Below are 24697 nucleotides of genomic sequence, written 5' to 3'. Positions count from 1 at the left end.
ACAACCTTTTAGATAATAAGTTTAAAAAGAATTCAATATGAAATGGCAAGGCAGAAGACAAAGTGATAATGTAGAAGATAGACGAGGCATATCTGGCGGAAAAGCCGTTATTGGCGGCGGAATAATCGGTATCATTATCCTTTTAGTAAATGTTTTTGGAGGTGAAAATGCTCAAATGATCACTCCTGTTTTAGAGCAATTGCAAGGAGGACAAAACCAACAGACTGAAACTACCGCCCCACTTAGCAAAGAAGATGAAGAAATGGGGAATTTCGTTAGAGTTATTTTGGCAGATAATGAAGATATCTGGAGTAAAATTTTTGCCGAGCACGGCATGACATACGAAAAACCAAAACTAGTACTTTTTAAAGGTTCTGTACAAACTGCTTGCGGTGGCGCATCATCGGCTTCTGGTCCTTTTTATTGCCCAGGAGATCGAAAAGTATATATGGACTTGGCTTTCTTTGAAGAATTAAAAAATAAATTTGGAGCAAAAGGAGGCGATTTTGCCATTGCTTATGTAATTGCTCATGAAATTGGTCATCACATACAAACTTTATTGGGAACATCTGCAAAAATGCGTCAAGACCAACAAGGAAAAAGTGAAGCTCAAGCAAATAAATTATCTGTGGCATTAGAATTACAGGCTGATTTTTATGCTGGCGTTTGGGCACATTATAATCAGGAAAACTTAGATTCAGGAGATATTGAAGAAGCATTAAGCGCAGCAAATGCAGTTGGAGACGATGCGATACAAAGCAAAATGCAAGGACATGTAGTTCCTGATTCTTTTACACACGGAAGCTCAGAACAGAGAATGTATTGGTTTAATAAAGGTTTTAAAACTGGAGATATTAAGCAAGGAACTACATTTGAAGAAATTAGATAGCATAATAAACCAAATATAATAACCACCAGAAAAGCCCAACTCCAAAGTTGGGCTTTTTTTATAAAAAACAATTCATTCCAGAGGAATGTCTCGTCGGTAGAATTAAATTTAGAAATTCGTTTATACGTTCCGTAGGAACGTTTGATTATTATCAAATTTATTTACATATAAACAAGTGTCGCTACAGAACACCAAACACTATAATACCTTTTTTTGCTACCGACGAAGTATTACTATGGAATATTAACAATTCTAAAGACAAAATCAATTACGCACCAGCATTAAGAAACATAGCCCGTGGTTTCAACCACGGGAACGTAAAGATTACACAACGCATATCCGGGGCGTTCCCGTGGTTGAAACCACGGGCTATATTTTTTAATTTTAATTATGATTTCAAAAAAATATAAACGCACAAAAAAAGCCTTGAATTTCTTCAAGGCTTTAAATCTGGGTGGCTGACCGGGTTCGAACCGGCGACCCGCGGCACCACAAACCGCTACTCTAACCAGCTGAGCTACAACCACCATTTTTCTGCTTAGCGAGTGCAAATATATAACAAAGGTTGAGTTCTACAAAGAAAAAAATGAAAAATTTTTATAAAAATTAAATCAAATTTTCTAAGCTATTGACTGCCAAACATCTTTCAACTGTAAAACCTTCTGCAAAATCTTTCCCAACCAATCTTCCAAGATCCTGCGCACGATAATTTAGACTCTCAAAGAAGTTTTTGCTCGTAATTGGCGTTGCAGGTTCTTTTGAATTTGGGTCGTAAAATTGAGTTTTATAAGCTGAAATCGCTTCTACTTTCTTTTTTTCGAATCCAGTAATATCAACAACGAAATCTGGTGTGATGTTTTTCCATTGAATATAATGATAAACCACTTTTGGTCTCCACGCTTCTTGTTTCTCTCCGTCAATCGAAGTTTCGATTTTCATTAATCCAGATAAAAAGCAAGAATCAGAAACTAATTTGCTTCCTTTTCCGTGATCGATATGGCGATCGTCAATTGCATTGCACAATACAATCTCAGGTTTGTATTTACGAATCATTTTTATGACTTCTAATTGATGTTTTTCATCATTAACGAAAAAACCATCACGAAGTCCTAAATTTTCACGCACAGCAACTCCCAAAATCTTTGCCGCATCTTTTGCTTCCTGATCTCTTGTTTCTGCTGTTCCGCGCGTTCCTAATTCACCACGCGTTAAATCAACAATTCCCACTTTTTTCCCAAGTGAAACTTCTTTTAAAATGGTTCCCGCGCAACCCAATTCTACATCATCTGGATGTGCACCAAAGGCTAATATGTCTAATTTCATAATTTTTAATATCAATGTCAAAAATCAATTTCAACTACAATTCTGAAAATCAAAATTGATCTTTTGTCTATTTTCTTTACTCTATTCTCTTTTTTCTATTCTCAAAACTCTCTTCATCGTCATCGATTTGTTGACGCTTTCTTCCCATTCTTTTTCAGGAATACTTTCTTTTGTAATTCCGCATCCCATGTATAAGATGGCTTTATTTTCCTGAATCTGCATACATCGTAAATTTACAAATAAATCAGAACTTGCATTATTTCCTGCCAAACTGCTGTTCAATTCTCCCAAAAAGCCACTGTAAAAAGTACGATCGTAATTTTCGTTTTCAATAATAAACGCTTTTGCTTTTTTCTTTGGCAAACCGCAAACTGCAGGAGTTGGGTGCAAAGTATCGATCACTTCTTCTAAAGTCGAATTGTCTTTTAGAACTCCAGAAATATCGGTTTTAATATGCCAGATCGATCCTGCTTTTAAACTATAAGGTTCAGAAACGACAACAGAAGCTGTAAATTCTCTAAGTCTCTTTACGATAAAATCAGTTACAAATTGCTGTTCGTCTTTTTCCTTTTGCTGCCAGACAATTTCAGTCTGCAAATTATCTTTTTGAGTTCCTGCTAATGCCATAGTTTCAAAAACATTTCCGTTTGCTTTTAAAAGTTTCTCCGGCGTTGCTCCCATCCAAAGTCCAATTTTTGGATGAAAAAAGCAATAACAAAAAGTAGCAGGATACAATTGAACCAAATGCTGAAACGTTTCTATAAACTCAAATTCAGTCAAAGAAACTTCTTCACTTCTTGACAAAACCACTTTTTTGAACTCTTCGTTTTTAATAGCGTTAATTCCTTGTGCCACTAAATACTCATACTGAAATTTAGCCTCAGGATCAAAACTCAAATCGTCAATTTCAATTGATTTAAAAGATGTATTTTCTTTTTCAGCAGTAATAATTTCAGATTCGTTTTCTGGAATTAGGATTAATTGTTTTTCATCAAAAGAAGCAAAAACAAATCCTTTTTCGCTATAATTCGAAACTTTATGTAAGGCATTATTTTGTTGTAAAATCCCAATAAGATTTGCGGTATTGGGTTTAGAATAAATCACAAAAGGCAAATTCTGTTTGTAATGTTGTTCTATTTTTGAGAAAAAATTATTCATATTTTAAAAGTTGAGCTTTGTATTCTAAAAGCTCTTTTTTAGTTTGAAAGAATGTTCTTGATATAACAATCTGATAATTGTTCAAAGATTCAGAAAGTAATTTTAGAACTTCTTCCAGATATTGATTTCCATTAAAATATTTCCAATCTTCCGATAAATATTTATTAAAGTCAGCTCTCATTTCGACTGTTATTACTTTTTTATAAATATCATCTTCTAAGATTTTTTCTATCTCATTTTTAAACTTTTCTTCTTCATTTTTCAGCTCACGCATATTCTTTTCTATAACATCAACCGTACAAGTTCTGTATATAAATTCAGAAGCGTTCATCATTTTGATATAATACTCGATTTTTTCATCGTAATTTTTATCAAGCAGAAAAATATCTCTATACTGTTTTTTTAGTTCCTCTTCTTTATTTTGATTCTTTGCCAGAGATAAAAAGTAGAAATAGATTTGTTTATCATTTTCAAGAACTTCTTCTTTAATTCTTTTCAAATCCAGTTCTAGTTGGGTTATTAATTCCTGCGCATTTTTAGAAGACATTTTATATCCATCGTAGGAAAATGATTTTATTTTAAAATTTCCAGCCGCAATTTCTTTTAAGGTATTGAGGTCATTTTCTAATGAAATAGAACTGTAAACCAAATCTACAGCCGAATTGCTAAATAATTCTTCAAGATTTTTATTTGAAGACACTGTCGTTAAAGAATCTACGTCAAAAACTTCAAGATTTTTATTGTCGTAATACTTGTTATAAATTTCATTAAATGAGTTTGCGAAAAAATCGTTTTTATATTCGCTAAAAAATTCTTCATTTTTATGAAATACAACTGCATCAGAATACGTAACCGACGAAAACAGTTTATTGGTAAATTTATTCTGTAATGCAAGTCCGTCTTGAAACAGCTCAATTGCTAATGATTTACTATCATTTGTTACATCAAGATTTAATCTTTCTAACTCTTTAATACGATCTTCAGTACTTGGATGAGTTTCCCATTTATTTTCAATAACCAATTTCGATTTATTAAATCGGTTTAGAAAATCGGAAGTTAATTGAGGTAAATCATTTTCGACTTGCAAATTACTATTTGTTGCAATAAAATTCATTACAAATGACTGCTGCGGATATAGATTTTCTGTTGCAATAGAATCTGGTATTTTTTTGCCATAATAATCTAAAACAGTATTAAAAGAATGATCGGCCAAATCCAATCGCAATAAAGATGTAATTAAAGGTCTAGATCCTGTAACACTTGCTGCGACAGCATCTGCATGAAATTCCATTTGTCTTGACAACGCACGATAGCTGATATTTACAACATTATAAACCTGTTGTAAAACCCACTGAATACCAATTACAATTTTTACGGCAAGCATAGTAAAAAAAGCAAAATATCCGTTAACACTTCCCCAGCTTTGAGCTATAGAATTATACGAATCATTATCATAAAGCATGTTATGAATAACCTGATTTACACTGTAAACATAACTGCCTACTTTCATGCTTTTTTGAGAAAAATGACCAAATTCATGTGCCAAAATAGCTTTAAGTTCTATCTCTGAAACCGAATTTACAAGTCCAACTCCAATCTGAAGATTTTTCTTGATGGGCAAGAACATACTCCAAAAAGTCGAATCATAAAAAACACAGGCATTTACATCTGAAGACAAATACACTTTTTTAGGAAAATCTGTTTGAACTTTGCCTACAATTTCATCAATAAAAGCAAACAATTTTGGTTCTTCTTCGCGAGTAATTTCAATCAAATGCGAGCGGTCAACTTTATGCTTTACGAATATGAATTTAAAAAGAAAAACTAAAACAAGTAATCCCATGCACAACAATCCAGCTCCAATCATGATAGTTATAAACATTGGTTTAGCTGCGATAATCCATATTCCGCCTAAAACCGCCAGAGCTGTAATTCCAATTCCGCAAAGAATTAAAAGAATGTAAACTAATAAAAAGAACAAAACAGAAAGAATCGCTTTTGTAGTCATCTTTTTGAAAGTAGTAGAAACTATGGCTTTGTAATTTTGATCCATTAAACTTTAAGAGGTTAGATTATTTAGGAATTTTAAATTTTCTTTCTGTCTAAAACCATATTGGTCAGTTTGCAAAGCGAAATCAAATTTCCAGCTTCATCGGTAATTTTAATTTCCCACAAATGAACCGTTCTTCCTTTGTGAATAATTCTGGCTGTTCCAAAAACATAACCTTCACGAATACTTTTTAGGTGATTTGCCGAAATTTCGATTCCTCTTACCTCCTGCTCTTTCGGATTGATGAAAAAGAAAGAAGCCGCACTGCCCACACTTTCTGCCAAAGCTACGGAAGCTCCGCCGTGAAGCAACCCCATTGGCTGATGAACACTAGGATTAACAGGCATTCTTGCAGTTAAAAAATCTTCTCCGGCGTCGATATATTCTATTTTCAGCGTTTCCATCAATGTGTTTTTAGAAAACTCATTGCATTGCGCTAAAATCTGTTCTTTTGTATAATTCATTAAAATAAACTTTAAAATCGTAAAATTAAAGAAAGATAAGACACAAATCGAAAATCCTCCCGAAATTTCGGGACTAAAATTTAAAAATCAACTTCAAACATGTAGGTTTTTTGTTATTTTTACAAAAACAATCAAAATCAATCTTTGGCTTGAATTTTTTTGCCACAGATTACACAGATTAACACAAATTTAAATATATAGCCACTAATTTTACGAATCTCCTCGAATTTCATTTCCATTTTAATTTGTGAAAATTCGCGAAATTCGTGGCGAAAAAATCTTTCTAATCCTTTTAATCTGTGGCAAAAAAAGAAAAACAATAATGCGTCAATACTTTATACTTCTTATTTTCGGAATATTTTTAGCAGCAAGTTCCTGTCGAACTGACTTTGATACTGTTGCCAGTTCTGGAAATTTAAAGTTTTCAAAAGACACCGTTTATTTGGATACTATTTTTAAAAATATTGGATCAAGCACTTATCAACTAAAAGTGTATAATCGAAGTAAAAACGATATTTCGATTCCAATTGTGCAATTCAAAAAAGGTTTAAGTTCTAAATACAGAATGACTGTTGACGGAATGAGCGGAACAAATGGAAAGGTCTTTAAAGATGTAACGCTTTTAGCAAAAGACAGTTTGTATATTTTTATTGAAACTACAGCAGATATTACAGACGCAAATTCGACTGATTTTTTATATACTGATGAAATCCAGTTTGACAGCGGCGCTAATCTTCAAGAAGTAGCATTGGTTACTTTAATTCAGGATGCGGTTTTCTTATATCCGAATCAGAATCCAGACGGAACAAAAGAAAAAATAAAAATTGACGGTAAAGATGTTGACGGATTTTATCTAAACGAAAATGATCCAGTAAACGGAAATGAACTTCTTTTTACCAAACAAAAACCGTACGTAATTTACGGATACGCGGGAGTTCCCGAAAATAAAACCATAACTTTTGAAGCTGGTGCATGCTTGCATTTTCATGCTAATTCTGGATTGTATGTTGCTAAAAATGCTTCGCTTCAAATTAACGGAACAGCTTCGACAACAGAAAAACTCGAAAATGAAGTTATTTTTGAAGGTGATCGTTTAGAACCACTTTACTCGGATATTCCTGGACAATGGAAATCTGTTATTTTCGAAAAAGGAAGTGCAAATCACATTATCAATCATTTAACTTTAAAAAATGCAATGACTGGTTTAGATTTTAGAAATCCAACTAATAGCGTAACTATAAAAAACACCCAAATTTATAATTGCGTGGAGTACGGAATTCTAGCTCAAAACAGTAAAATCATTGGCGAAAATATTGTAATCAATTACGCTGGTTTAGCCAGTTTATCTTGTGTATATGGCGGCGATTACAACTTTACACATTGTACTTTTAACAACAATTGGCCAAATCCTTCCCATTTTGCAGTAAATCTGAGTAATAGATTGACTGGCGCAACACCAGAAACAAATCCGCTAACTCAAGCTACTTTCAACAATTGTATTATTTATGGTTCTAATTTTAATGAATTCAATTTAAGTAAAAACACGACCTCCGCTTTTGTTTATCAGTTAAATAATTGTTTGCTGAAATTCGGAAGCACTTCAAATCCTGATTATCAATTTAAAACAGATCCAACACATTACAACAACATTATTCTAAATGAAAATCCGAAGTTTTATAATGTTTCTCAAAACAAGTTTAATATCGATAAAACTTCTGCCGCTTTCGCGAAAGGGAATCAGGCATTTATAATTCCGCTGGATATTTTAGGAATTACAAGAACTTCTCCGCCAGATTTGGGCGCTTATCAGAGTCAAGATTTTCCGAAGTAATTATTTTTTAACCATATAAGTAATTTAAGAAAAATAAGTTCTTTGTGAAGTTTGCTCGCAATCCCGATAATTATCGGGAGCAAAGTTGCTAAATTTTTCCACAAAGCGCAAAGCATTTCTATACAGTTTGTCATTTCGACGAAGGAGACTCGAGCGATAGCGAACAGGCGAAGCAAATCTTCGCGAGTAACTCCGTAAAGAGAATCCAATCTTTGTCTAGCTACTTGTGGAGATTTTCTCCTTCGTCGAAATGACACACAATGACTACATTTTTCTTTTTCTGATAAAAAAAACTTTGCGCCTTCGAGTCTTTGCGAGATTAAATTTTATCCATTCTGCAAATTCCTCGTATTTACTTTAGAAAAATTTGTAATTCAATTTTAAGATTCGCTTGCTTTTGACGAACTCTTTTTTTGACATAAAATCGAAAAGAAACAAACGTTTACAGAGAAAAATTGAAGACAGAAAAATGTTAAATTTTAGACGAGAAAATGAGCAAAAAAATTGCATTTTCAGTGTAAAAAAAGGGAAAAATAAATTATTAAAAAGGCACAGATTCTCTCTTTTTTTTTTGGTTTGAATTGACTAAATTTGCACCTCAATACAACAAACTACACAAATGATCCATTTCTTTGAAAACCAAAGCAAAACTGTTTTTGCCGTACAAACGCAAAACGAAATTTCAGCTCAAGACATTTCAAAATTAAACTGGCTTTTTGCCGACGCGAATAAGATTGAAAAATCTGCATTGACAGGTTTCTTTGTTGGCCCTCGCGCTACCATGATTACACCTTGGAGTACAAATGCTGTAGAAATTACTCAAAACATGGGAATTTCGGGCATTATCAGAATTGAAGAATTTCATCCTGCAACGGAAGATTTTTCTGATTTTGACCCAATGCTTTCTCAAAAATTCAACGAATTAGATCAAGAAATCTTCACTATCAACATTCAGCCAGAACCAATTCTGGAAATTGATGATATTGCAACTTACAACAAAGTGGAAGGTTTAGCTTTAAGCGAAGAAGAAGTTGAATATCTAAACAATCTTTCAACTAAATTAGGAAGAAAATTAACTGATTCTGAGATTTTCGCTTTCTCACAAGCGAATTCAGAACACTGCCGTCACAAAATTTTCAACGGAACTTTTGTTATTGACGGTGAAGAAAAAGAAACTTCTCTTTTTAAATTAATCAAGAAAACATCTCAGGAAAATCCTAACGATATAGTTTCTGCTTACAAAGACAACGTTGCTTTTGTAAAAGGGCCAAAAGTGCAGCAATTTGCACCAAAATCGGCAGACAAACCTGATTTTTACGAAATAAAAGAATTTGATTCTGTAATCTCATTAAAAGCAGAGACACACAATTTCCCAACAACAGTTGAGCCTTTCAACGGAGCTGCAACAGGTTCTGGAGGAGAAATTCGTGACCGTTTAGCTGGTGGTCAAGGTTCATTGCCATTAGCAGGAACTGCGGTTTACATGACTTCTTACTCTCGTTTGAAAGAAGATAGAAAATGGGAAAATGCTGTCGAGGAAAGAAAATGGTTGTACCAAACGCCAATGGATATTTTGATCAAAGCTTCAAACGGAGCTTCTGATTTTGGAAATAAATTTGGTCAGCCGCTTATTACAGGTTCTGTTTTAACTTTCGAACATTCAGAAAACGACCGTAAAATTGGTTACGATAAAGTAATCATGCAAGCGGGAGGAATTGGATACGGAAAACTGGATCAATCAATTAAAAAGAAACCACAAGAAGGCGATAAAATCGTAATCTTAGGTGGAGAAAATTATAGAATCGGAATGGGTGGTGCTGCGGTTTCTTCTGCAGATACTGGAGCTTTTGGTTCAGGAATCGAATTAAATGCGATTCAGCGTTCTAATCCTGAAATGCAAAAACGTGCTGCAAATGCCATTCGTGGTTTAGTAGAAAGCGATAATAACCCAATTGTTTCTATTCACGATCACGGAGCTGGTGGACACTTAAACTGTCTTTCTGAATTGGTGGAAGAAACTGGAGGTTTAATCGATTTAGATAAATTACCGGTTGGAGATCCTACACTTTCTGCAAAAGAAATTATCGGTAATGAATCTCAGGAAAGAATGGGATTGGTTATTGGTCAAAAAGACATTGATACGTTACAAAGAATCGCTGACAGAGAGCGTTCGCCAATGTATCAGGTTGGAGATGTAACGGGAGATCACCGTTTTACATTCGAATCAAAATCAAATGGTTCAAAACCGATGGATTATGCTTTAGAAGATTTCTTCGGAAGTTCTCCTAAAACGGTTATGACAGATAAAACTATTGATAGAAAATATGCTGATGTTGCTTACGACGCTGGAGATTTCGAATCATACTTAAAAGACGTTTTACGTTTAGAAGCTGTTGCCTCAAAAGACTGGTTGACTAATAAAGTGGACCGTTGTGTTGGTGGAAAAGTTGCTAAACAACAAAATGCAGGACCATTGCAATTGCCTTTGAATAATGTTGGGGTTATGGCTCTGGATTATTTAGGAAAAGAAGGAATCGCAACTTCTATTGGACACGCTCCTATCGCCGCTTTGATTGATCCGGTTGCAGGAAGTAGAAATGCTATTGCAGAATCGTTATCAAACATTGTTTGGGCACCAATTAAAGATGGTTTAAAAGGAATTTCATTATCTGCAAACTGGATGTGGGCTTGTAAAAACGAAGGTGAAGACGCTCGTTTGTACGCTGCTGTTGAAGGTTGTTCAGATTTTGCAATCGAATTAGGAATCAATATTCCAACTGGAAAAGATTCACTTTCGATGAAACAAAAATATCCAAACGACGAAGTAATTGCGCCAGGAACGGTTATTATTTCGGCTGGAGGAAACTGTACAGATATTAGAAAAGTGGTTGAACCGGTTTTACAGAAAAACGGAGATTCTATTTATTATATCAATTTGTCTCAGGATGATTTCAAACTTGGAGGTTCGTCTTTTGCACAAATCAGAAATACAATCGGAAACGAAACTTCTACTATTAAAGACGCTTCTTTCTTTAAAAATGCTTTTAACACAATCCAGGAATTAATCGGCGAAAGCCAAATTTTAGCGGGTCACGATATCGGTAGCGGTGGTTTAATTACTACTTTATTAGAATTGTGTTTTGCTGATGTAAATCTTGGAGCTAAAATTGATTTCTCAGCATTTGCTGAAAAAGACTTATTGAAAATCCTTTTCGCTGAAAATATAGGAATCGTTTTCCAGGCAAAATCTGATGCAGCTGTTGAAGCTAAATTAAGCGCCAACAATATCGAATTCTTCAAATTAGGAACAGTTCAAAGCAAAGCAAGTTTGGAATTTGGTCCCGAAGCTTCGGGATACAATTTGGATATTGCGAAGTACAGAGATATTTGGTTCGAAACTTCTTATTTATTAGATCAAAAACAATCTAAAAACGGAAGAGCTCAGGCACGTTTTGAAAACTATAAAAATCAGGTTTTAAATTATACTTTCCCTGCACACTTTACAGGAAAAAAACCAGAAATCGACAATTCTAAACCAAGACCAAAAGCTGCTATTATCCGTGAAAAAGGAAGTAATTCTGAGCGTGAAATGGCAAATGCAATGTACTGGGCAGGATTTGACGTAAAAGACGTTCACATGACCGATTTAATTTCGGGTCGTGAAACTCTTGAAGACATTCAGTTTATTGGTGCAGTTGGAGGATTCTCTAACTCAGATGTTTTAGGTTCTGCTAAAGGTTGGGCGGGAGCTTTCTTATACAACGAAAAAGCAAAAACAGCTTTAGACGAATTCTTTAAAAGAGAAGATACTTTATCTGTTGGAATCTGTAACGGATGCCAGTTGTTTATGGAATTGGAAGTGATTAATCCAGAGCATGAAGTTCATGGAAAAATGCACCATAACGAAAGCCAGAAACACGAAAGTATCTTTACTTCTGTAAAAGTTCAAGAAAATAACTCAGTTATGTTATCGACTTTGGCTGGAAGCACTTTAGGAGTTTGGGTTTCTCACGGAGAAGGTAAATTTAAATTGCCTTACGCAGAAGATCAATACAACATTGTTTCTAAATATGCTTACGAAGGTTATCCTGCAAACCCGAACGGTTCTGATTACAACACAGCAATGATGTGTGATAAAACTGGAAGACATTTGGTTATGATGCCTCATATTGAGCGTTCGACTTTCCAATGGAACTGGGCTCATTATCCAAAAGACAGAAATGACGAGGTTTCGCCTTGGCACGAAGCTTTTGTTAACGCCAGAAAATGGATTGAGAAAAACTAAAAAATATATTTTTATTAAAAGCGCCCGATAAATTCGGGCGCTTTTTTTTTATAGCCACGAATTACACGAATTTCCACGAATTAATTTTCCATTATTGATAAAAGCGAATTAATTAAAAATCTTTTTAATCCTTTAATCTGTGGCATAAAAAACAATTCGTGAAAATTCGTGTAATTCGTGGCAAAAAAAATATCCCAACGCTATCCCCACATCGTCAGAACATTATTTATTTTAATCTTTAAAAGCTGATGCAATTCCAGTTACAATATTAGCGGTTCCGAAAGCAAATAGTCCAGAAGCGATTGCCGTTTGTCCAGAGAAATATTGACTTTCGCGAACTATAATACTAAAAAATGTTCCGCCAGCTAATCCGGCAATTAAACCTAAACCAATTGTGAAAATAATCCACCAAGGTTCTGGTTCTGGAATTGGATGTTTCTTTAATAATTCGCGCCACCATCCAGGATACTTTGTACCGCACCAACCCATCGCTAAGAAAAAAGCAGTTTCCATAATAATTTAATTTTATGTAAAGCCTACTCTTTTGCTTTTCGGCTTCCGCATTATGACTGGGATAAAAGTAAGATTTAGTCTTTTGAATTATGTTATGAAATTTCCCGTTTTTAAAAGGGGAAAAATCCCCTTTTTTTAAACTCATAATTTTATTTAAAGAAAACCATTAATTAATGCTAAGCCTAATTTAATAATATCTTAAGGCGCTTTATTCGCTTGCATTTCATGTGATAAATAACTTTGTCATATGGAAATATGGAAACAAAATTTAATCGCAATAATTCTCTTATTTGGCATAAGCCAATCTTCTTTTAGTCAGAAAGTAAATTCTATAACTGGAACCGTTTCAGATGGAAAAGCTCCAATTGAATTTGCAGATGTTGTTTTAAAACCTTTAAACGATACCACCAAAACTACTGCCTATACTGTTACTGATGCTGCAGGAAAATTTACTCTAGAGAACATTACTCCATCTGATTATGTATTAAAATTTAGATTAATTGGTTTTAAAACAGTTACTCAAAAAGTAAAATATACTGGAAAACCAATTTCACTTGGAAATATTATTCTACAAGAAGATGCTAATCTCTTAAATACGGTAGTTGTAAATTCTCAAAAAAAACAAATTCAAAAAACTGCTGAAGGTTTTGTTTTTAATGCCGTATCGAATATTTCGCAATCAGGCGGAACAGCTATTGATATGCTAAAAAATATACCAACTGTTGCTGTCGATGCCGATGATGCTATTTCTCTTAGAGGAAAAACGCCTTTGATTTTAATTAATGGAAAAAATTCTGCCATTACCGATATGAATCAAATTCCGGCGAGCAGTATTGAAAGCATCGAAATTATTACCAGTCCAACTGCCAAATACGATGCCAATGCAGAAAGCGGTATTATCAATATTAAATTGAAGAAAAACAATCTAAATGGATTGAATGGTGCTGCGGTTCTAGGTGGCGGTTTTGGAGCTAAAGGAAGGATGAATAGTTCTGTTTTGTTGAATAAAAAAACAGACAAATGGAATTTGGGTCTTGCCTACGATAATCGTTTTGCAGGAAGAACTAAAAGCATAAAAGGAGAAAGAACGAATTATTTTATCGATGATGAGCATTTTATTAATCAGAAAAGACAAGACCAAAGAACAGAAGGTCTGCAGAATTTAAAATTCAATGCTGATTTTTCTCCAAATGAACGAAATACATTTTCGTTTGAAGCGCTTGGAAACCTGGAAAATAAAGACAATGATGAAACTTTAAAAACAGACGTTTTAAATAATTCTTCTCAGTTTTTTTCTGGAAATCAGCGTCATTCCATGGAAATACAGAAAGCTAAAGCGGCAGAAATGGCCTTCAACTATGATAGAAAATTTTCTGACGAACGAAAAAGCTTCAATGCCAGCATTACCACTTCATTCAATTTTGGACGAGAAAATACTGATATTGACACGAATCAATATGATGAAAATGAAACTGTAATTGGCGATGCATTTTTACAGCGAACTCACAACTATTCTAAAGAAAACATCTCGAATGCGATTTTAAATTATGCTTTTCCAATTTCAGAAAAAGCAATGATTGAAGCGGGTTACAAAGGAACATTTAGATTCTTTAATTCTGATTTTCAAAGTGCCGATTTTATTAATAATGAATACGTAATTAATCCTCTTACGAGCACTTTTTTTGATTTTAACGAACAGATAAATGCCGTTTACGGACTCTGGAATTCTTATTCTGGTTATAAAGAAAACCAAAAATGGAAATATAATATAGGTCTTCGAGCGGAGCAGGTTTCAAACAGCGGAAAGACAGAAAATGGAAGTGATCATTTTTCAAACAGTTATTTAAAGCTTTTTCCTTCGGCATCTGTACAACTTAATCTACAATCTGATGAATCTATAAAATTAGGTTACAGCAAACGAATTAATCGTCCCGATTTAGATGATTTGAATCCGTTTGTTGATATTACTGACGCTTTAAATCCGCATGGTGGAAATCCGTATTTAAAACCAGAAATTATTCATATTGCAGAGTTGAGCTACAATAAAGAATGGAATAAATATTCTTTTTCTGGAAATGCTTTCTACAGAAACGCTAATAATACGATCAGACAATATTCTATTCTTCAGGAAAATGGTGCCGTTTTATTGCAACCTCAAAACATAGGAAGCATGGTCACTTACGGATTAGAAACTATTTTTAGCTTTAAACCTTTTTCATTTTATGATGCCAATATTAGTTTGACTGCTTTTCAACAAAATATTAATGCGGATAATTTAGCAGAAACCGAAAATGTTGTCAACAGCGCTTTTAGCTGGTACGGAAAAATTATTAATAATTTCATTCCGTGGAAAGGCGGAAAACTTCAAATCATTGGAAATTACAATTCTGCTTTGGCAACTCCGCAAGGAAAAAGAATTCCGATTTATAATTTTGATATGGGATTTCAGCAAAAGTTAGGAAATGGAAATGCGAGACTTGGCTTAGTCGTAACCGATATGTTTAATACTTTAGAAAGCGGTTACAAAAACAATACATTATTATTTAGAAACAATAGAATTTCTAAATCTGATACTCGTGCCCTGATGGTAACTTTTGCGTACACTTTTAAATCAGATTTTAAAGAAAAATTACTAGAAAATCAGTTTTCTACGGAGTAAAAACTTACCAAAAATCAGTAAAAACTAAAAATTTCATTCTTGTATTTTTAAGGTTCGATTCTCTTGAAAATTTAATTTATATTCGCCGAACCAAAAATCGGTCATTAGATTTTTCAGCCCCAAAAACATTAAACCTACATAGAATGAAATTTTTAAAACTACTTTTTTTCAGCAGTTTATTTTTAACTGTATTCCAATCCTATTCTCAAATCAAAGTCGATCAGATTACTTACAAAGTTCACGATCATTATATTACTACTACAATCGGATATCCTGTAACGGGAACTTTTATGTCTGAAGGCAAAAAAGAACCTATTGTACAATTGAATCCAGATGGAAGCGGTATTTTTCAGTTTGAAGATTTAACAAAAGAAAATATCGTTTGGGGAATCGAATGTACCGAAGAAGGCGTTCCTACTTTTAAAGAAGGATTTAATAGCGCGACTTATACTTTTTGGTACAGAGATAAAAATAAAGAAGACTGGAATTACACGCAGTTTTCTATTCACTTCAATAAAAAGAAAATGTTCATCATGGGCGAGCGTATGAAAGATTACGAAGATTATAATGACATGAAGAAACCTTACAGTAAATAAATTTTTCTCTATTTTATACAAAATTTGCTATCAAAAAGAAAACGTTTTCGTTGAATTTTAATAGTACCCATAAAATTTACTATTTAATTTTATAAAATTAAAAATCATACCCAAATTTTATTTAATTTGCAGTAAAATTCAATATATTAAACATGGTTCCAATCACACGCCTTTTTGATTTTCCCTACTATCAACAAGAAACTTACAACCTTCCAGTCGCTCTTGCAACCAAAAAAAATGGAGCCTGGGAAAAGACATCTAGCCAAGAATATATTGCAAAAGCAAATGCTGTTTCGAGAGCATTATTACGCATGGGCGTTCAGAAAGATGATAAAATTGCCTTAATAACTTCAAACAATAGAACTGAATGGAATATTATGGATATTGGAATTTTGCAGACTGGTGCGCAGAATGTTCCCATTTATCCAACTATCTCAGAGGAAGATTATGAATATATTTTAAATCACAGCGGCAGTATTTACTGTTTTGTTTCTGATGATGAAGTATATCAAAAAGTACAAGCGATTAAAGCGAATGTACCGACTTTAAAAGAGGTCTATTCTTTTAATGAAATTCCAGGCTGTAAACACTGGTCTGATCTTTTGTTATCAGGTGAAGACGAAAGCAACCAAAATGAAGTGGAAGCGAGAAAAGACAGTATTCAAACTGATGATTTGGCTACTATTATTTATACTTCTGGAACAACAGGAAAACCAAAAGGCGTTATGCTTTCGCACAAAAATATTGTTTCGAATGTTTTAGACAGTGCGCCAAGAATTCCGTTTGATCCAGGAAAAAGCACCGCTTTGAGCTTCTTGCCTATTTGCCATATTTTTGAAAGAATGATTTTGTACATCTATCAATATTATGGTGTTTCGGTTTATTTTGGAGAATCTATTGACAAAATCAGCGATAACTTAAAAGAAGTTCGTCCAACTGTAATTACAGCTGTACCAAGACTTCTAGAAAAAGTATACGATAAAATTTATGCTAAAGGAGCAGAATTAACAGGAATCAAGAAAAAACTGTTTTTCTGGGCTATCGATTTAGGTTTAAAATACGAGCCATACGGGGCAAATGGCGCTTGGTATGAATTTCAATTAAAAATTGCCCGCAAATTGATTTTCAGTAAATGGAAAGAAGGTTTGGGAGGAAATTTAGATTTAATGGTTTCTGGAAGTGCAGCCTTGCAACCACGTTTGACTAGAGTTTTTGCTGCGGCAGAAATTCCGGTTATGGAAGGTTACGGTTTAACGGAAACTTCTCCGGTAATTGCCGTAAATGATCAAAGAAACAAAGGCTTTAAGATTGGAACAGTTGGAAAACCAATTCGTAATCTTGAAGTAAAAATTGCCGAAGACGGAGAAATTCTTTGTAAAGGTCCAAACGTAATGTTAGGCTACTTTAACGATCCTGAAAAAACAGCAGAAGCTTTACAGGATGGTTATTTCCACACTGGTGATATTGGTGAAATTGACAGCGAAGGTTTCTTAAAAATTACCGATCGTAAAAAAGAAATGTTCAAAACTTCTGGTGGTAAATATATCGCTCCGCAAATGATTGAAAATGCCATGAAACAATCTCGTTTTATTGAGCAGATTATGGTTATTGGTGAAGGCGAAAAAATGCCAGCAGCTTTTGTTCAGCCGAACTTTGAATTTGTGAAAGAATGGGCAAAAATCCATAAAATTACTTTAGGAAGTACAGATAAAGAAATCAGCGAAAATAAAGACGTTATCAAACGTATTGATGAAGAAATAGAAGGAATCAACAAGAAATTTGGACATTGGGAACAAATCAAACGTTTTGAACTTACTCCAGATGTTTGGTCAATCGATGGCGGACAACTTACGCCTACATTGAAATTAAAGCGTAAAATTATTAAAGAGATTTACAAAGATCTTTACGCTAAAATTTATGGTCAGAATTAAATCAAAATAATATAACCAAACGAAAACGGCTGTCAATTGACAGCCGTTTTTAATTTACGAGTATATCACTCAATGACAAATGTCATTCTCACTATTTTAATGTTTTGTTTTCTAGAAGAAAAAGTTTTTAAAATCTCGAAAGAAACTTCTTTTCTTAGACTTTTTTTCAGCCTTTTTCTTTTTCTCAAAAACAGCTTTAGTTTTCTCAATCTGCTTAACTGGTTTTATTTCTTCCGTTTTAGAGATCTCGTAAAACTTTTTGAAAGGTCTTGGATGAAAGTCAACCAAAATTGCTGCCATATTGATAGCGTCAATGTTTGTTGGATCTGTTTCCCCTTTAAAGAACGTCTCGATAGGTCTAAACTTATCTTTCTTCTCCTTAAATTTATTCTTTTTCGAATGATCGAACTCTAAACCCAAAAGGTTACTGAAAACATACAGATCCTCTTTTGTTGGGTTATTTTCGAAAATCAACCAGCACAAATCACGAAGTTTTCCACGAGAAGGTTTGTACAAATAATCAAAGTATTTCCCTTCTTTTTCGGTCTCGTATTTTTTTCTAATTGCTCTTTTGTATATTTCTAATGTATTGTTTTGCATGGTATTTTGATTTTGCAATTCTTGGGAATCTCAGGAAATCGAAGGCTTTTCTAAGAAATCCAATATCACATCAATTCAAAAGCACCATTGCTTTACCAGAGAAATATCTCTAAATGATATATATAATTTTCCTAAAATTCACCTTTCCATTCCATAGGTTAGTAAGCTCCAAATCCATCTCTCTGCTCGAGGCAAATGGCGGCTCACTAAATTCCACTTTATCTGTTTGACCACTATAGTATGACCTAAGTCCTATTTTTTGATTCATCCTTAAATTTTTATTGTTAAACTTTTTTTTAAGCTTCTGAGGTACTATCCCGAAGCCTCGGGACTGAGATACTAAGCTTTTTTAAACCTTTGTCCCTTTGTTGCTTTGTCACTTTGTTCCTTTGCCCTAAGACATAAAAAAAGCACCCGATTAAAGGTGCTTCATAACAAATACGATATTACTATCCTATTGCCTATATTGATGCACCGACATGTAAAAGCATTCACGATCCGAAGTCGCGGCTACTAATCCTGCGTTATGTATGTATAATTTAAAACTCATTTTATTTATTTTTTATATTGTTATTGCAATTGTCATTGCGATTGTTATTGTAATTGTTTCAATTTTGTCTGGCAAAGATATGATAGAAAAATTCATATTTCCAAATATTTTTTAAGATTAATTTTCTGACTATCAATCAGTTAAACCCAAAATAAAGACAAAGAAAATCCTCTCCGCAAACTGGTGCAGATCTCATTCTGTATCAAATGACTGTTACTCATTAGATTACTTTCCAAGACTATATCTCTCTATTTTTATTAATCATTAAACTTTTTGGTTAAATATTTTTTTAGTTTTTTTCGATTAGTATGTCATTTCGACGAAGGAGAAATCTTCGCAAGTAACTCCGCAACGAAAATCCAATCTTTGTCGAGCTTCTCGTGGAGATTTCTCCTTCGTCGAAATGACAAACAAAAACAAAAAAAAGCGTCCCGAAATCAGGACGCTTTTATATTTTTATGTTGAGTTGAACTCTAAAATCTACATTTCAATTCATAAAAATACATATTGCATCCAAACACCTCAACTGGAAAATCTCCGGCCAATTGTTTAATTTTTTTGCTTACTGAAAGTATCATATGTATTTTTCTGTTTATTAATTACAGATACAAATGTAGTATATTTTATATTAATTTAACAAAATGTACTGAAAATATATTTTTTATAACAAATTAACCTTTGTTGAGACAAGCCTTCTGAATCTGCTTCTCTGAAAATGGCGATAACGTTTCTGCCAGATTTCGGCTGGTTCTTAATCAGCTCAGGATTTTTTGCCTTAAATTGATATCGTCGCCAAACTCTGTATGCATTAAGAGCTCGAAGATTTCCTGCAAATACATGGGCTGTTCTTTGTAATCTCCCTCAAACAATTCATCTGAAAGGAAATTAATTACGGATGGCACTACATCACGATGTGTTGGTTTTTGATTTTCTTTTTGCATAATAGAAAATTTTAGATACGCGAATACCTCGCTTTAGGTGTGCAAAACATTCAAAGGAATGATTTAGGACAGTTTCCTGTTCCTTCACCATGACGAGGTATTCGTTTATGTTAACTTAAAAAAGTTTTAAGGATTTCTCCTTTGATTGTTTTGCATCGCAAAGATATACTTTTATTTTAAAAAGAAAGAAAAGTACTACTTTTATTTATATTCTATAGTTGTAAAATAATAATAGAGATTATTCGTGGGATTGTAATTATACCTCCTTAAGGTAAACGAATTTTTAATTTTGTCATTAATATTACTTAATCTTTTTTAATTCTTCGATTACATCATGTTTGAACTTACTAAAAGGTCTTTGATGATACTTTTTTTCATCGATTTCAATATTAAACACCAATCTATAAATTTCCTCTTCTGTCATAAGTCCTTTAAAGGTTTTATTAATCAAAATATCAATATAATTATCTGAATATTTATATCTTAGATCAACCAAATCTTTTAATTCTTTGCTGGCATTTGAGCTGTAAATTTCTTTTAAACTATTTGCTACTACTGTCTTTTCAATCTTAGACCCATTTTTAACTTCAATTTCAACCTTATAATCATTCAATGATAGATCGTAATTAAAGCCAAATTTAAAAGTTTCATGTTTTTCAATTATATAAGGATGAATGTAATTATCTAAAGCTTCTTTCCAATTGATATTAGGACTCCCTTTTATATGATTACATGAATGACAACTTGGAATCAAATTAAAAAATGACAAAGAAAGAATAGGATATTTTTCTTTTGGAAACCAATGATCTAATTCTGCACGAGTTCTGCTATCAATTAAATTCAAAGTGTAATTTCTGTTACAATATGTACATGTATCAAGATTCAATTTGTCGAGAAAAACTTTCGAATAGTTCTCTTGAAACCAATTTTCATAGCCTGTATTAATAAAAAACGATCTAATCTTTTTTTGATCTCTTTTAGAAAATTTAATCTGTTCGAAATTGCCTACCAAAGAAAGTAATTCTTTTGGCACTCCAGAAACCAACTTTTCAATATTATCATCTTTAAGCAAAAATACTTTTAATTTACTAGGCAAATCTGTTTGCATATGTATTTTACTATTACAAACTAGGCAAGTAGTATCTTTACAACTATATCCATTTTTTTTTGTTTTGCCTCCTTTTATTTTTCTAAGAAACCAACATTGAACGAGTTTACCATGAAAAATTTTTGCATCATCATATGAATAAATATGAAACATATTATATCTTTTTTAATTCAAAACCGAGTTTTTTTGCTTGTTCATTCAAAAGTTCAATTTCTTCCTTCTGAGAAAATTCTTCAGGAAATTTCCTGTAATATCTTTCTCTTAATTTTGTTTTAATTAGGGGCTCATCAATAATATTAATGATTTTATCTATATATTCTTTTTCAGATTTTGAAACTTGAATTGCATTTAATAAATCTATTATCTCATTAATTTTCTCTTTTGCAAAATCTCCCATTAATCCATTATTTATAAAGAAACTATCCGATAGCAAATCAGTAATATTTGCTCCAAATGAATTTTTATCGTTGATTGGTTGTGGGATTGCTACATGTATTCTTTCATTATTATGGATACTTTTCTCTACTTTTAAATATAAAATGTTTTGTTTTGGAATGTCTGATAGAATAAAAGGGGAATGGGTTATAAACAAGATATTTATTGATTTAATATTATTAATTTTTAATTTGTTTATTCCATCGATTAATTCTTTTATATATTTTCTTTGCATTTCAGGATGAGCATATAATTCGATTTCATCTAAAATTAAATTTATATATGGAAATTTATGAGGAAATTCATTTTCGTAAGTTGAATTAAGATTTATTAAGTGATATAAAATCGAATTCATACTATAGATTTGTTGTTTTTCACCAGAGCTCAATTGAGAAAATTTACTTTTATTTTCAAAGTTAAAGTCTCTTGTGAAAAATGACGGAGGTAATAAATTAATTATTTCTATACCAAAATCATAACTTAGCATCTTAATTTTTTCGCTATAAAGTTTAAAATTTATTGAATAATCTTTTTTTTGATGACTATTAATTAAATTACTCTTCTCATAAAATGGATAAACATCAACAACATTAGGAACATCTCTAAATTTATTTATAAAAATAAAATTAACTGCCTGACGCAATTTGTTTGTAATATGACTTTTATCTTTCTTAAGCAATTCTAACAATTCTGAAATTTTATTTACACTATCGGCATATGAGCGAAAATCAATACTATCATCATTAAATATAAGATGATTATAAATGTTGTAATTTACTGTAATTCGTTTTAATTTTTTAACTATATAGTTTAAGCAGACTTGCTCACTGAAGTTAATGTCATCTAAAAAATCTTCCTTATATCTGTAACGACTGTCTTCAACAAAACTTACATTGTAAAAAGAAATTAAACTGGATGTAAATTTTTTATAATAGTCACTTTGTTCATTCAAAAACATATCAGCTATAACGCTTAATTCATTTTGCTCCTTTAATGAAACGATAAGATTATCTACTTTGTTATTTAAAGTAACTTGCCGTAGATCTTCATTAATTATCATATTGTAGAATAAACGATCTCTAGCTAATCCGTTTTCACTATTAATATCTATATTTCCATTAGTTCTAAAGGGATTTATGACAATTGGTGTTTGATAGCCATCATTCTTATGAAATAGTTTTTCAACCCAAAGTCCCATGTCAATTGAATTAAGACCATATAAGGAATAATTAACAACTAAATTATAGAATAACTGAGAGTGTTTTTTTAATTCAAAATTATCTATTGTTAAAGACTCAAAACTAATTTTTTCTTTTTTCAAATTTTCAAATTTATAGAAATGTGAATTTAAAGATGTACTTTCTTCACTTTTAACAATTTGAAAAACCACATTATTTATTTCAAAATATATTTCAGCATAAACCCCAACTTCTATAAGACTTATGTTACTTATATAGCTAGTCAATAATCTAATTAATTCTTTCTCATTATCATCTAAATCTTTTCCGCTAAATCTTAAAAAATTAAATTCATCACTTTCAAAAAAAGTTATTAAATCATTTTTAAAATTATTTTTAGTTAGTTTTGGAAGCTTAACATCGTCATTGGAATTTGCGAGTATAATTTTAATAAGTGTTACAATTTTTAATAACCAATCATTTGCACTCAAAAATGAATCATCATTAAAATTTTTAAGCATTTCAATATTTTTCTTTTCTTCTAAATTAAAATTTAATATCTCATCAATACATAATTGAATTATTTCGAATCTTTTTGAATCTTTTAAATTCTCTATTTTTCTGTAATCTTCAATTTTTCGCTTAAAATATTTTTTTTCTTCTTCTGTTGATAGAATACCTTCTGAAATTGACAAATTATAAAAAAAGACATATAATAATTCAACGAGACTACTTTTACCAGATCCGTTTTTACCTACTATTGCAGAAATATTGATCTTTTCACCAAATAGGCTTTCATGAACATTTTGATCTAACTTTTCAATTTTAATTACATCTTTTGTTTCATCCTCATTTTTAAAATGAAATTGATAATCATTATAAATCTGGTATAACATATTTTGTTTTAAATTCTTTAAAAATTTTTTGTTACAACCTTTTAGTGGTCTTATTGCTATTAATTTAAAACTCATATATTTTATTTTAAAAATTTATCTAGAAAAGTAAATGTAACTAAATTGGTAAAACACTTAATTAAAGATATGTAGTTTTCGATAAAAACTTTAAGCATACTGCAAATTGTAGAAATAAAAAGAGTTTCCCTTCAAATATATATAAACAAAAAGCCTTCAAACCAAGTACAAACACCTGATTTAAAAGCCAACAAATAATCTTTACAATTAATATTAAATCCCAAAAAAGTTTTTAGAATTCCTACTCGTTTCCTCCGCCACTTTATCTAAAGTAATTCCTTTAAACTGTGCAATTGTTCCGGCAACATACGGCAGAAAAGCAGGTTCGCAACGGCGTTCGTGGTATTTCTTCAAGAGGTTGTTCGGGACATTTTTAGGAAGCATAAACGGCGCATCGGTTTCAATCATCATTCGGTCGAGCGGTACATACTGAATGACTTCTTTTAAATGACTGAAACGTTTGGCATCTGAAATTGCTCCAGTAAAACCCAGATAAAATCCGTTATCGAGATAGGTTTTGGCTTCCTGCAAAGTTCCCGTAAAACAATGCACAACGGCTTTGGGCAGTTTCGGCAGATAGTCTTTCGTAATATTCATAAACGAACTAAAAGCGCTTCTTTCGTGCAAAAACAAAGGTTTTTGTACTTCTATCGCCAATTCTAATTGGGCTTTGTAACATTCTTCTTGTTTGTTTCGGGGCGAAAAGTCACGATCAAAATCGAGTCCGCATTCGCCAACCGAAACTACGTGTTTCAGTTCTAATAATTTCCTGAGTTTCGAAATACTCTGCGCATCAAAACACTTCGCATCATGCGGGTGTATTCCCGCCGTAGCGTACAGGACACCTGGATACTGCCTCGCAATCTTCGCAGATTCTTCGCTATTTCGTACGCTGGTACCCGTGAGTATCATTTGCGATACATCGGCGTCGAGTGCGTCTTGTACGACATCGTCTATGTCGTTTTGGAATTGTTTGTTGGTCAAATTAATTCCGATATCTATATATGTTTTCATTTTTTTGTTTTTTGCCACGAAGGCACTAAGACACAAAGTTTTTTTTATTCTTTGTGTTGGTTATTATTGTTTTAAGTTGCTAAGGTTCTGAGATACTAAGTTTTCTTTTTAATCTCGCAAAGTCGCAGTCCCGAGGCTTCGGGAGCAAAGTTTTTGTTTCACGCTCCCGATAGCTATCGGGATTGCAGATTCCAGCAGATT

The 24697-nt window shown here is 32.4% G+C and carries 16 protein-coding genes and 1 tRNA gene; 6 read left to right on the top strand and 11 right to left on the bottom strand.

Annotation, left to right across the window (positions count from 1 at the left end; all coding sequences use genetic code 11):
- The first annotated feature begins 37 nt into the window (after window positions 1-37).
- Window positions 38-889: a KPN_02809 family neutral zinc metallopeptidase gene (ypfJ, locus tag LL966_RS02285; RefSeq protein WP_229349790.1), complete on the top strand. Its 852-nt coding sequence runs from the start codon at window positions 38-40 to the stop codon at window positions 887-889.
- Window positions 890-1342: 453 nt separating this feature from the next.
- Here the strand turns inward: ypfJ and LL966_RS02280 are convergent.
- The 5 genes from LL966_RS02280 to LL966_RS02260 all read right to left on the bottom strand — a co-directional run bounded on the left by LL966_RS02280 (window position 1343) and on the right by LL966_RS02260 (window position 5884).
- Window positions 1343-1416: transfer RNA gene (locus LL966_RS02280), tRNA-His, on the bottom strand.
- Between the two features lie 79 nt (window positions 1417-1495).
- Window positions 1496-2212 (bottom strand): bacillithiol biosynthesis deacetylase BshB1, encoded by a 717-nt coding sequence (bshB1, locus tag LL966_RS02275; RefSeq protein WP_229349788.1) that lies wholly within the window; start codon window positions 2210-2212, stop codon window positions 1496-1498.
- 81 nt (window positions 2213-2293) lie between these two features.
- Entirely contained in the window at window positions 2294-3370 is a 1077-nt protein-coding gene (locus LL966_RS02270) for a chorismate-binding protein (RefSeq protein WP_229349787.1), read from the bottom strand.
- Window positions 3363-5423 (bottom strand): M48 family metalloprotease, encoded by a 2061-nt coding sequence (locus tag LL966_RS02265; protein ID WP_229349785.1) that lies wholly within the window; start codon window positions 5421-5423, stop codon window positions 3363-3365. Before LL966_RS02265 ends, LL966_RS02270 begins: the two co-directional genes overlap by 8 nt.
- A 32-nt stretch (window positions 5424-5455) precedes the next feature.
- On the bottom strand, window positions 5456-5884 hold the full coding sequence (locus LL966_RS02260) for a PaaI family thioesterase (RefSeq protein ID WP_229349783.1): 429 nt from the start codon (window positions 5882-5884) through the stop codon (window positions 5456-5458).
- A gap of 322 nt (window positions 5885-6206) precedes the next feature.
- Between LL966_RS02260 and LL966_RS02255 the strand changes: the two genes are divergently transcribed.
- Together LL966_RS02255 and purL are read left to right on the top strand one after the other, a co-directional pair.
- Entirely contained in the window at window positions 6207-7715 is a 1509-nt protein-coding gene (locus LL966_RS02255; RefSeq protein ID WP_229349781.1) for a hypothetical protein, read from the top strand.
- 619 nt (window positions 7716-8334) lie between these two features.
- Window positions 8335-12000, top strand: coding sequence for a phosphoribosylformylglycinamidine synthase (purL, locus tag LL966_RS02250; RefSeq protein WP_229349779.1), 3666 nt, complete (start codon window positions 8335-8337; stop codon window positions 11998-12000).
- A 231-nt stretch (window positions 12001-12231) separates the two neighbouring features.
- On the opposite strand, the gene LL966_RS02245 is transcribed toward purL, so the two are convergent.
- Entirely contained in the window at window positions 12232-12513 is a 282-nt protein-coding gene (locus LL966_RS02245; RefSeq protein WP_229349777.1) for a hypothetical protein, read from the bottom strand.
- A 247-nt stretch (window positions 12514-12760) separates the two neighbouring features.
- On the opposite strand from LL966_RS02245, the gene LL966_RS02240 reads away from it, so the two are divergent.
- The 3 genes from LL966_RS02240 (at window position 12761) to LL966_RS02230 (ending at window position 17699) form a co-directional block, all read left to right on the top strand.
- Complete coding sequence (locus tag LL966_RS02240; protein WP_229349775.1) at window positions 12761-15172, top strand: TonB-dependent receptor domain-containing protein; 2412 nt, start codon at window positions 12761-12763, stop codon at window positions 15170-15172.
- A gap of 143 nt (window positions 15173-15315) precedes the next feature.
- Entirely contained in the window at window positions 15316-15768 is a 453-nt protein-coding gene (locus tag LL966_RS02235) for a hypothetical protein (RefSeq protein WP_229349773.1), read from the top strand.
- Window positions 15769-15920: 152 nt separating this feature from the next.
- Complete coding sequence (locus tag LL966_RS02230) at window positions 15921-17699, top strand: AMP-dependent synthetase/ligase (protein ID WP_229349771.1); 1779 nt, start codon at window positions 15921-15923, stop codon at window positions 17697-17699.
- A 111-nt stretch (window positions 17700-17810) separates the two neighbouring features.
- Here the strand turns inward: LL966_RS02230 and LL966_RS02225 are convergent, their stop codons facing one another.
- The 5 genes from LL966_RS02225 to LL966_RS02205 all read right to left on the bottom strand — a co-directional run bounded on the left by LL966_RS02225 (window position 17811) and on the right by LL966_RS02205 (window position 24496).
- On the bottom strand, window positions 17811-18299 hold the full coding sequence (locus tag LL966_RS02225) for a hypothetical protein (protein WP_229349769.1): 489 nt from the start codon (window positions 18297-18299) through the stop codon (window positions 17811-17813).
- Window positions 18300-19604: 1305 nt separating this feature from the next.
- Entirely contained in the window at window positions 19605-19790 is a 186-nt protein-coding gene (locus LL966_RS02220) for a hypothetical protein (RefSeq protein WP_229349767.1), read from the bottom strand.
- Window positions 19791-20091: 301 nt separating this feature from the next.
- Window positions 20092-21051 (bottom strand): HNH endonuclease, encoded by a 960-nt coding sequence (locus tag LL966_RS02215; RefSeq protein ID WP_229349765.1) that lies wholly within the window; start codon window positions 21049-21051, stop codon window positions 20092-20094.
- 1 nt (window position 21052) lies between these two features.
- Window positions 21053-23482 carry a hypothetical protein gene (locus LL966_RS02210; protein ID WP_229349763.1) on the bottom strand — a complete coding sequence of 810 codons (2430 nt, stop codon included), beginning with the start codon at window positions 23480-23482 and terminating at the stop codon, window positions 21053-21055.
- 213 nt (window positions 23483-23695) lie between these two features.
- The gene (locus LL966_RS02205) at window positions 23696-24496 is read right to left on the bottom strand and encodes a TatD family hydrolase (protein WP_229349761.1); all 801 of its coding nucleotides are present in this window, start codon (window positions 24494-24496) and stop codon (window positions 23696-23698) included.
- Window positions 24497-24697: the final 201 nt, after the last annotated feature.

The sequence above is a fragment of the Flavobacterium chungbukense genome (assembly GCF_020805785.1).
Lineage (GTDB): Bacteria > Bacteroidota > Bacteroidia > Flavobacteriales > Flavobacteriaceae > Flavobacterium > Flavobacterium chungbukense.
The sequence above is the reverse complement of the archived record's forward strand: the minus strand, read 5'-3'. Positions and strand labels throughout refer to the sequence as shown.

Excerpts from the sequence above, each read along its gene's own strand:
- ypfJ (WP_229349790.1), top strand. The coding sequence starts at position 38 with ATGAAATGGCAAGGCAGAAGACAAAGTGATAATGTAGAAGATAGACGA.
- bshB1 (WP_229349788.1), bottom strand. The coding sequence starts at position 2,212 with ATGAAATTAGACATATTAGCCTTTGGTGCACATCCAGATGATGTAGAA.
- LL966_RS02270 (WP_229349787.1), bottom strand. The coding sequence starts at position 3,370 with ATGAATAATTTTTTCTCAAAAATAGAACAACATTACAAACAGAATTTG.
- LL966_RS02265 (WP_229349785.1), bottom strand. The coding sequence starts at position 5,423 with ATGGATCAAAATTACAAAGCCATAGTTTCTACTACTTTCAAAAAGATG.
- LL966_RS02260 (WP_229349783.1), bottom strand. The coding sequence starts at position 5,884 with ATGAATTATACAAAAGAACAGATTTTAGCGCAATGCAATGAGTTTTCT.
- LL966_RS02255 (WP_229349781.1), top strand. The coding sequence starts at position 6,207 with ATGCGTCAATACTTTATACTTCTTATTTTCGGAATATTTTTAGCAGCA.
- purL (WP_229349779.1), top strand. The coding sequence starts at position 8,335 with ATGATCCATTTCTTTGAAAACCAAAGCAAAACTGTTTTTGCCGTACAA.
- LL966_RS02245 (WP_229349777.1), bottom strand. The coding sequence starts at position 12,513 with ATGGAAACTGCTTTTTTCTTAGCGATGGGTTGGTGCGGTACAAAGTAT.
- LL966_RS02240 (WP_229349775.1), top strand. The coding sequence starts at position 12,761 with ATGGAAATATGGAAACAAAATTTAATCGCAATAATTCTCTTATTTGGC.
- LL966_RS02235 (WP_229349773.1), top strand. The coding sequence starts at position 15,316 with ATGAAATTTTTAAAACTACTTTTTTTCAGCAGTTTATTTTTAACTGTA.
- LL966_RS02230 (WP_229349771.1), top strand. The coding sequence starts at position 15,921 with ATGGTTCCAATCACACGCCTTTTTGATTTTCCCTACTATCAACAAGAA.
- LL966_RS02225 (WP_229349769.1), bottom strand. The coding sequence starts at position 18,299 with ATGCAAAACAATACATTAGAAATATACAAAAGAGCAATTAGAAAAAAA.
- LL966_RS02220 (WP_229349767.1), bottom strand. The coding sequence starts at position 19,790 with ATGCAAAAAGAAAATCAAAAACCAACACATCGTGATGTAGTGCCATCC.
- LL966_RS02215 (WP_229349765.1), bottom strand. The coding sequence starts at position 21,051 with ATGTTTCATATTTATTCATATGATGATGCAAAAATTTTTCATGGTAAA.
- LL966_RS02210 (WP_229349763.1), bottom strand. The coding sequence starts at position 23,482 with ATGAGTTTTAAATTAATAGCAATAAGACCACTAAAAGGTTGTAACAAA.
- LL966_RS02205 (WP_229349761.1), bottom strand. The coding sequence starts at position 24,496 with ATGAAAACATATATAGATATCGGAATTAATTTGACCAACAAACAATTC.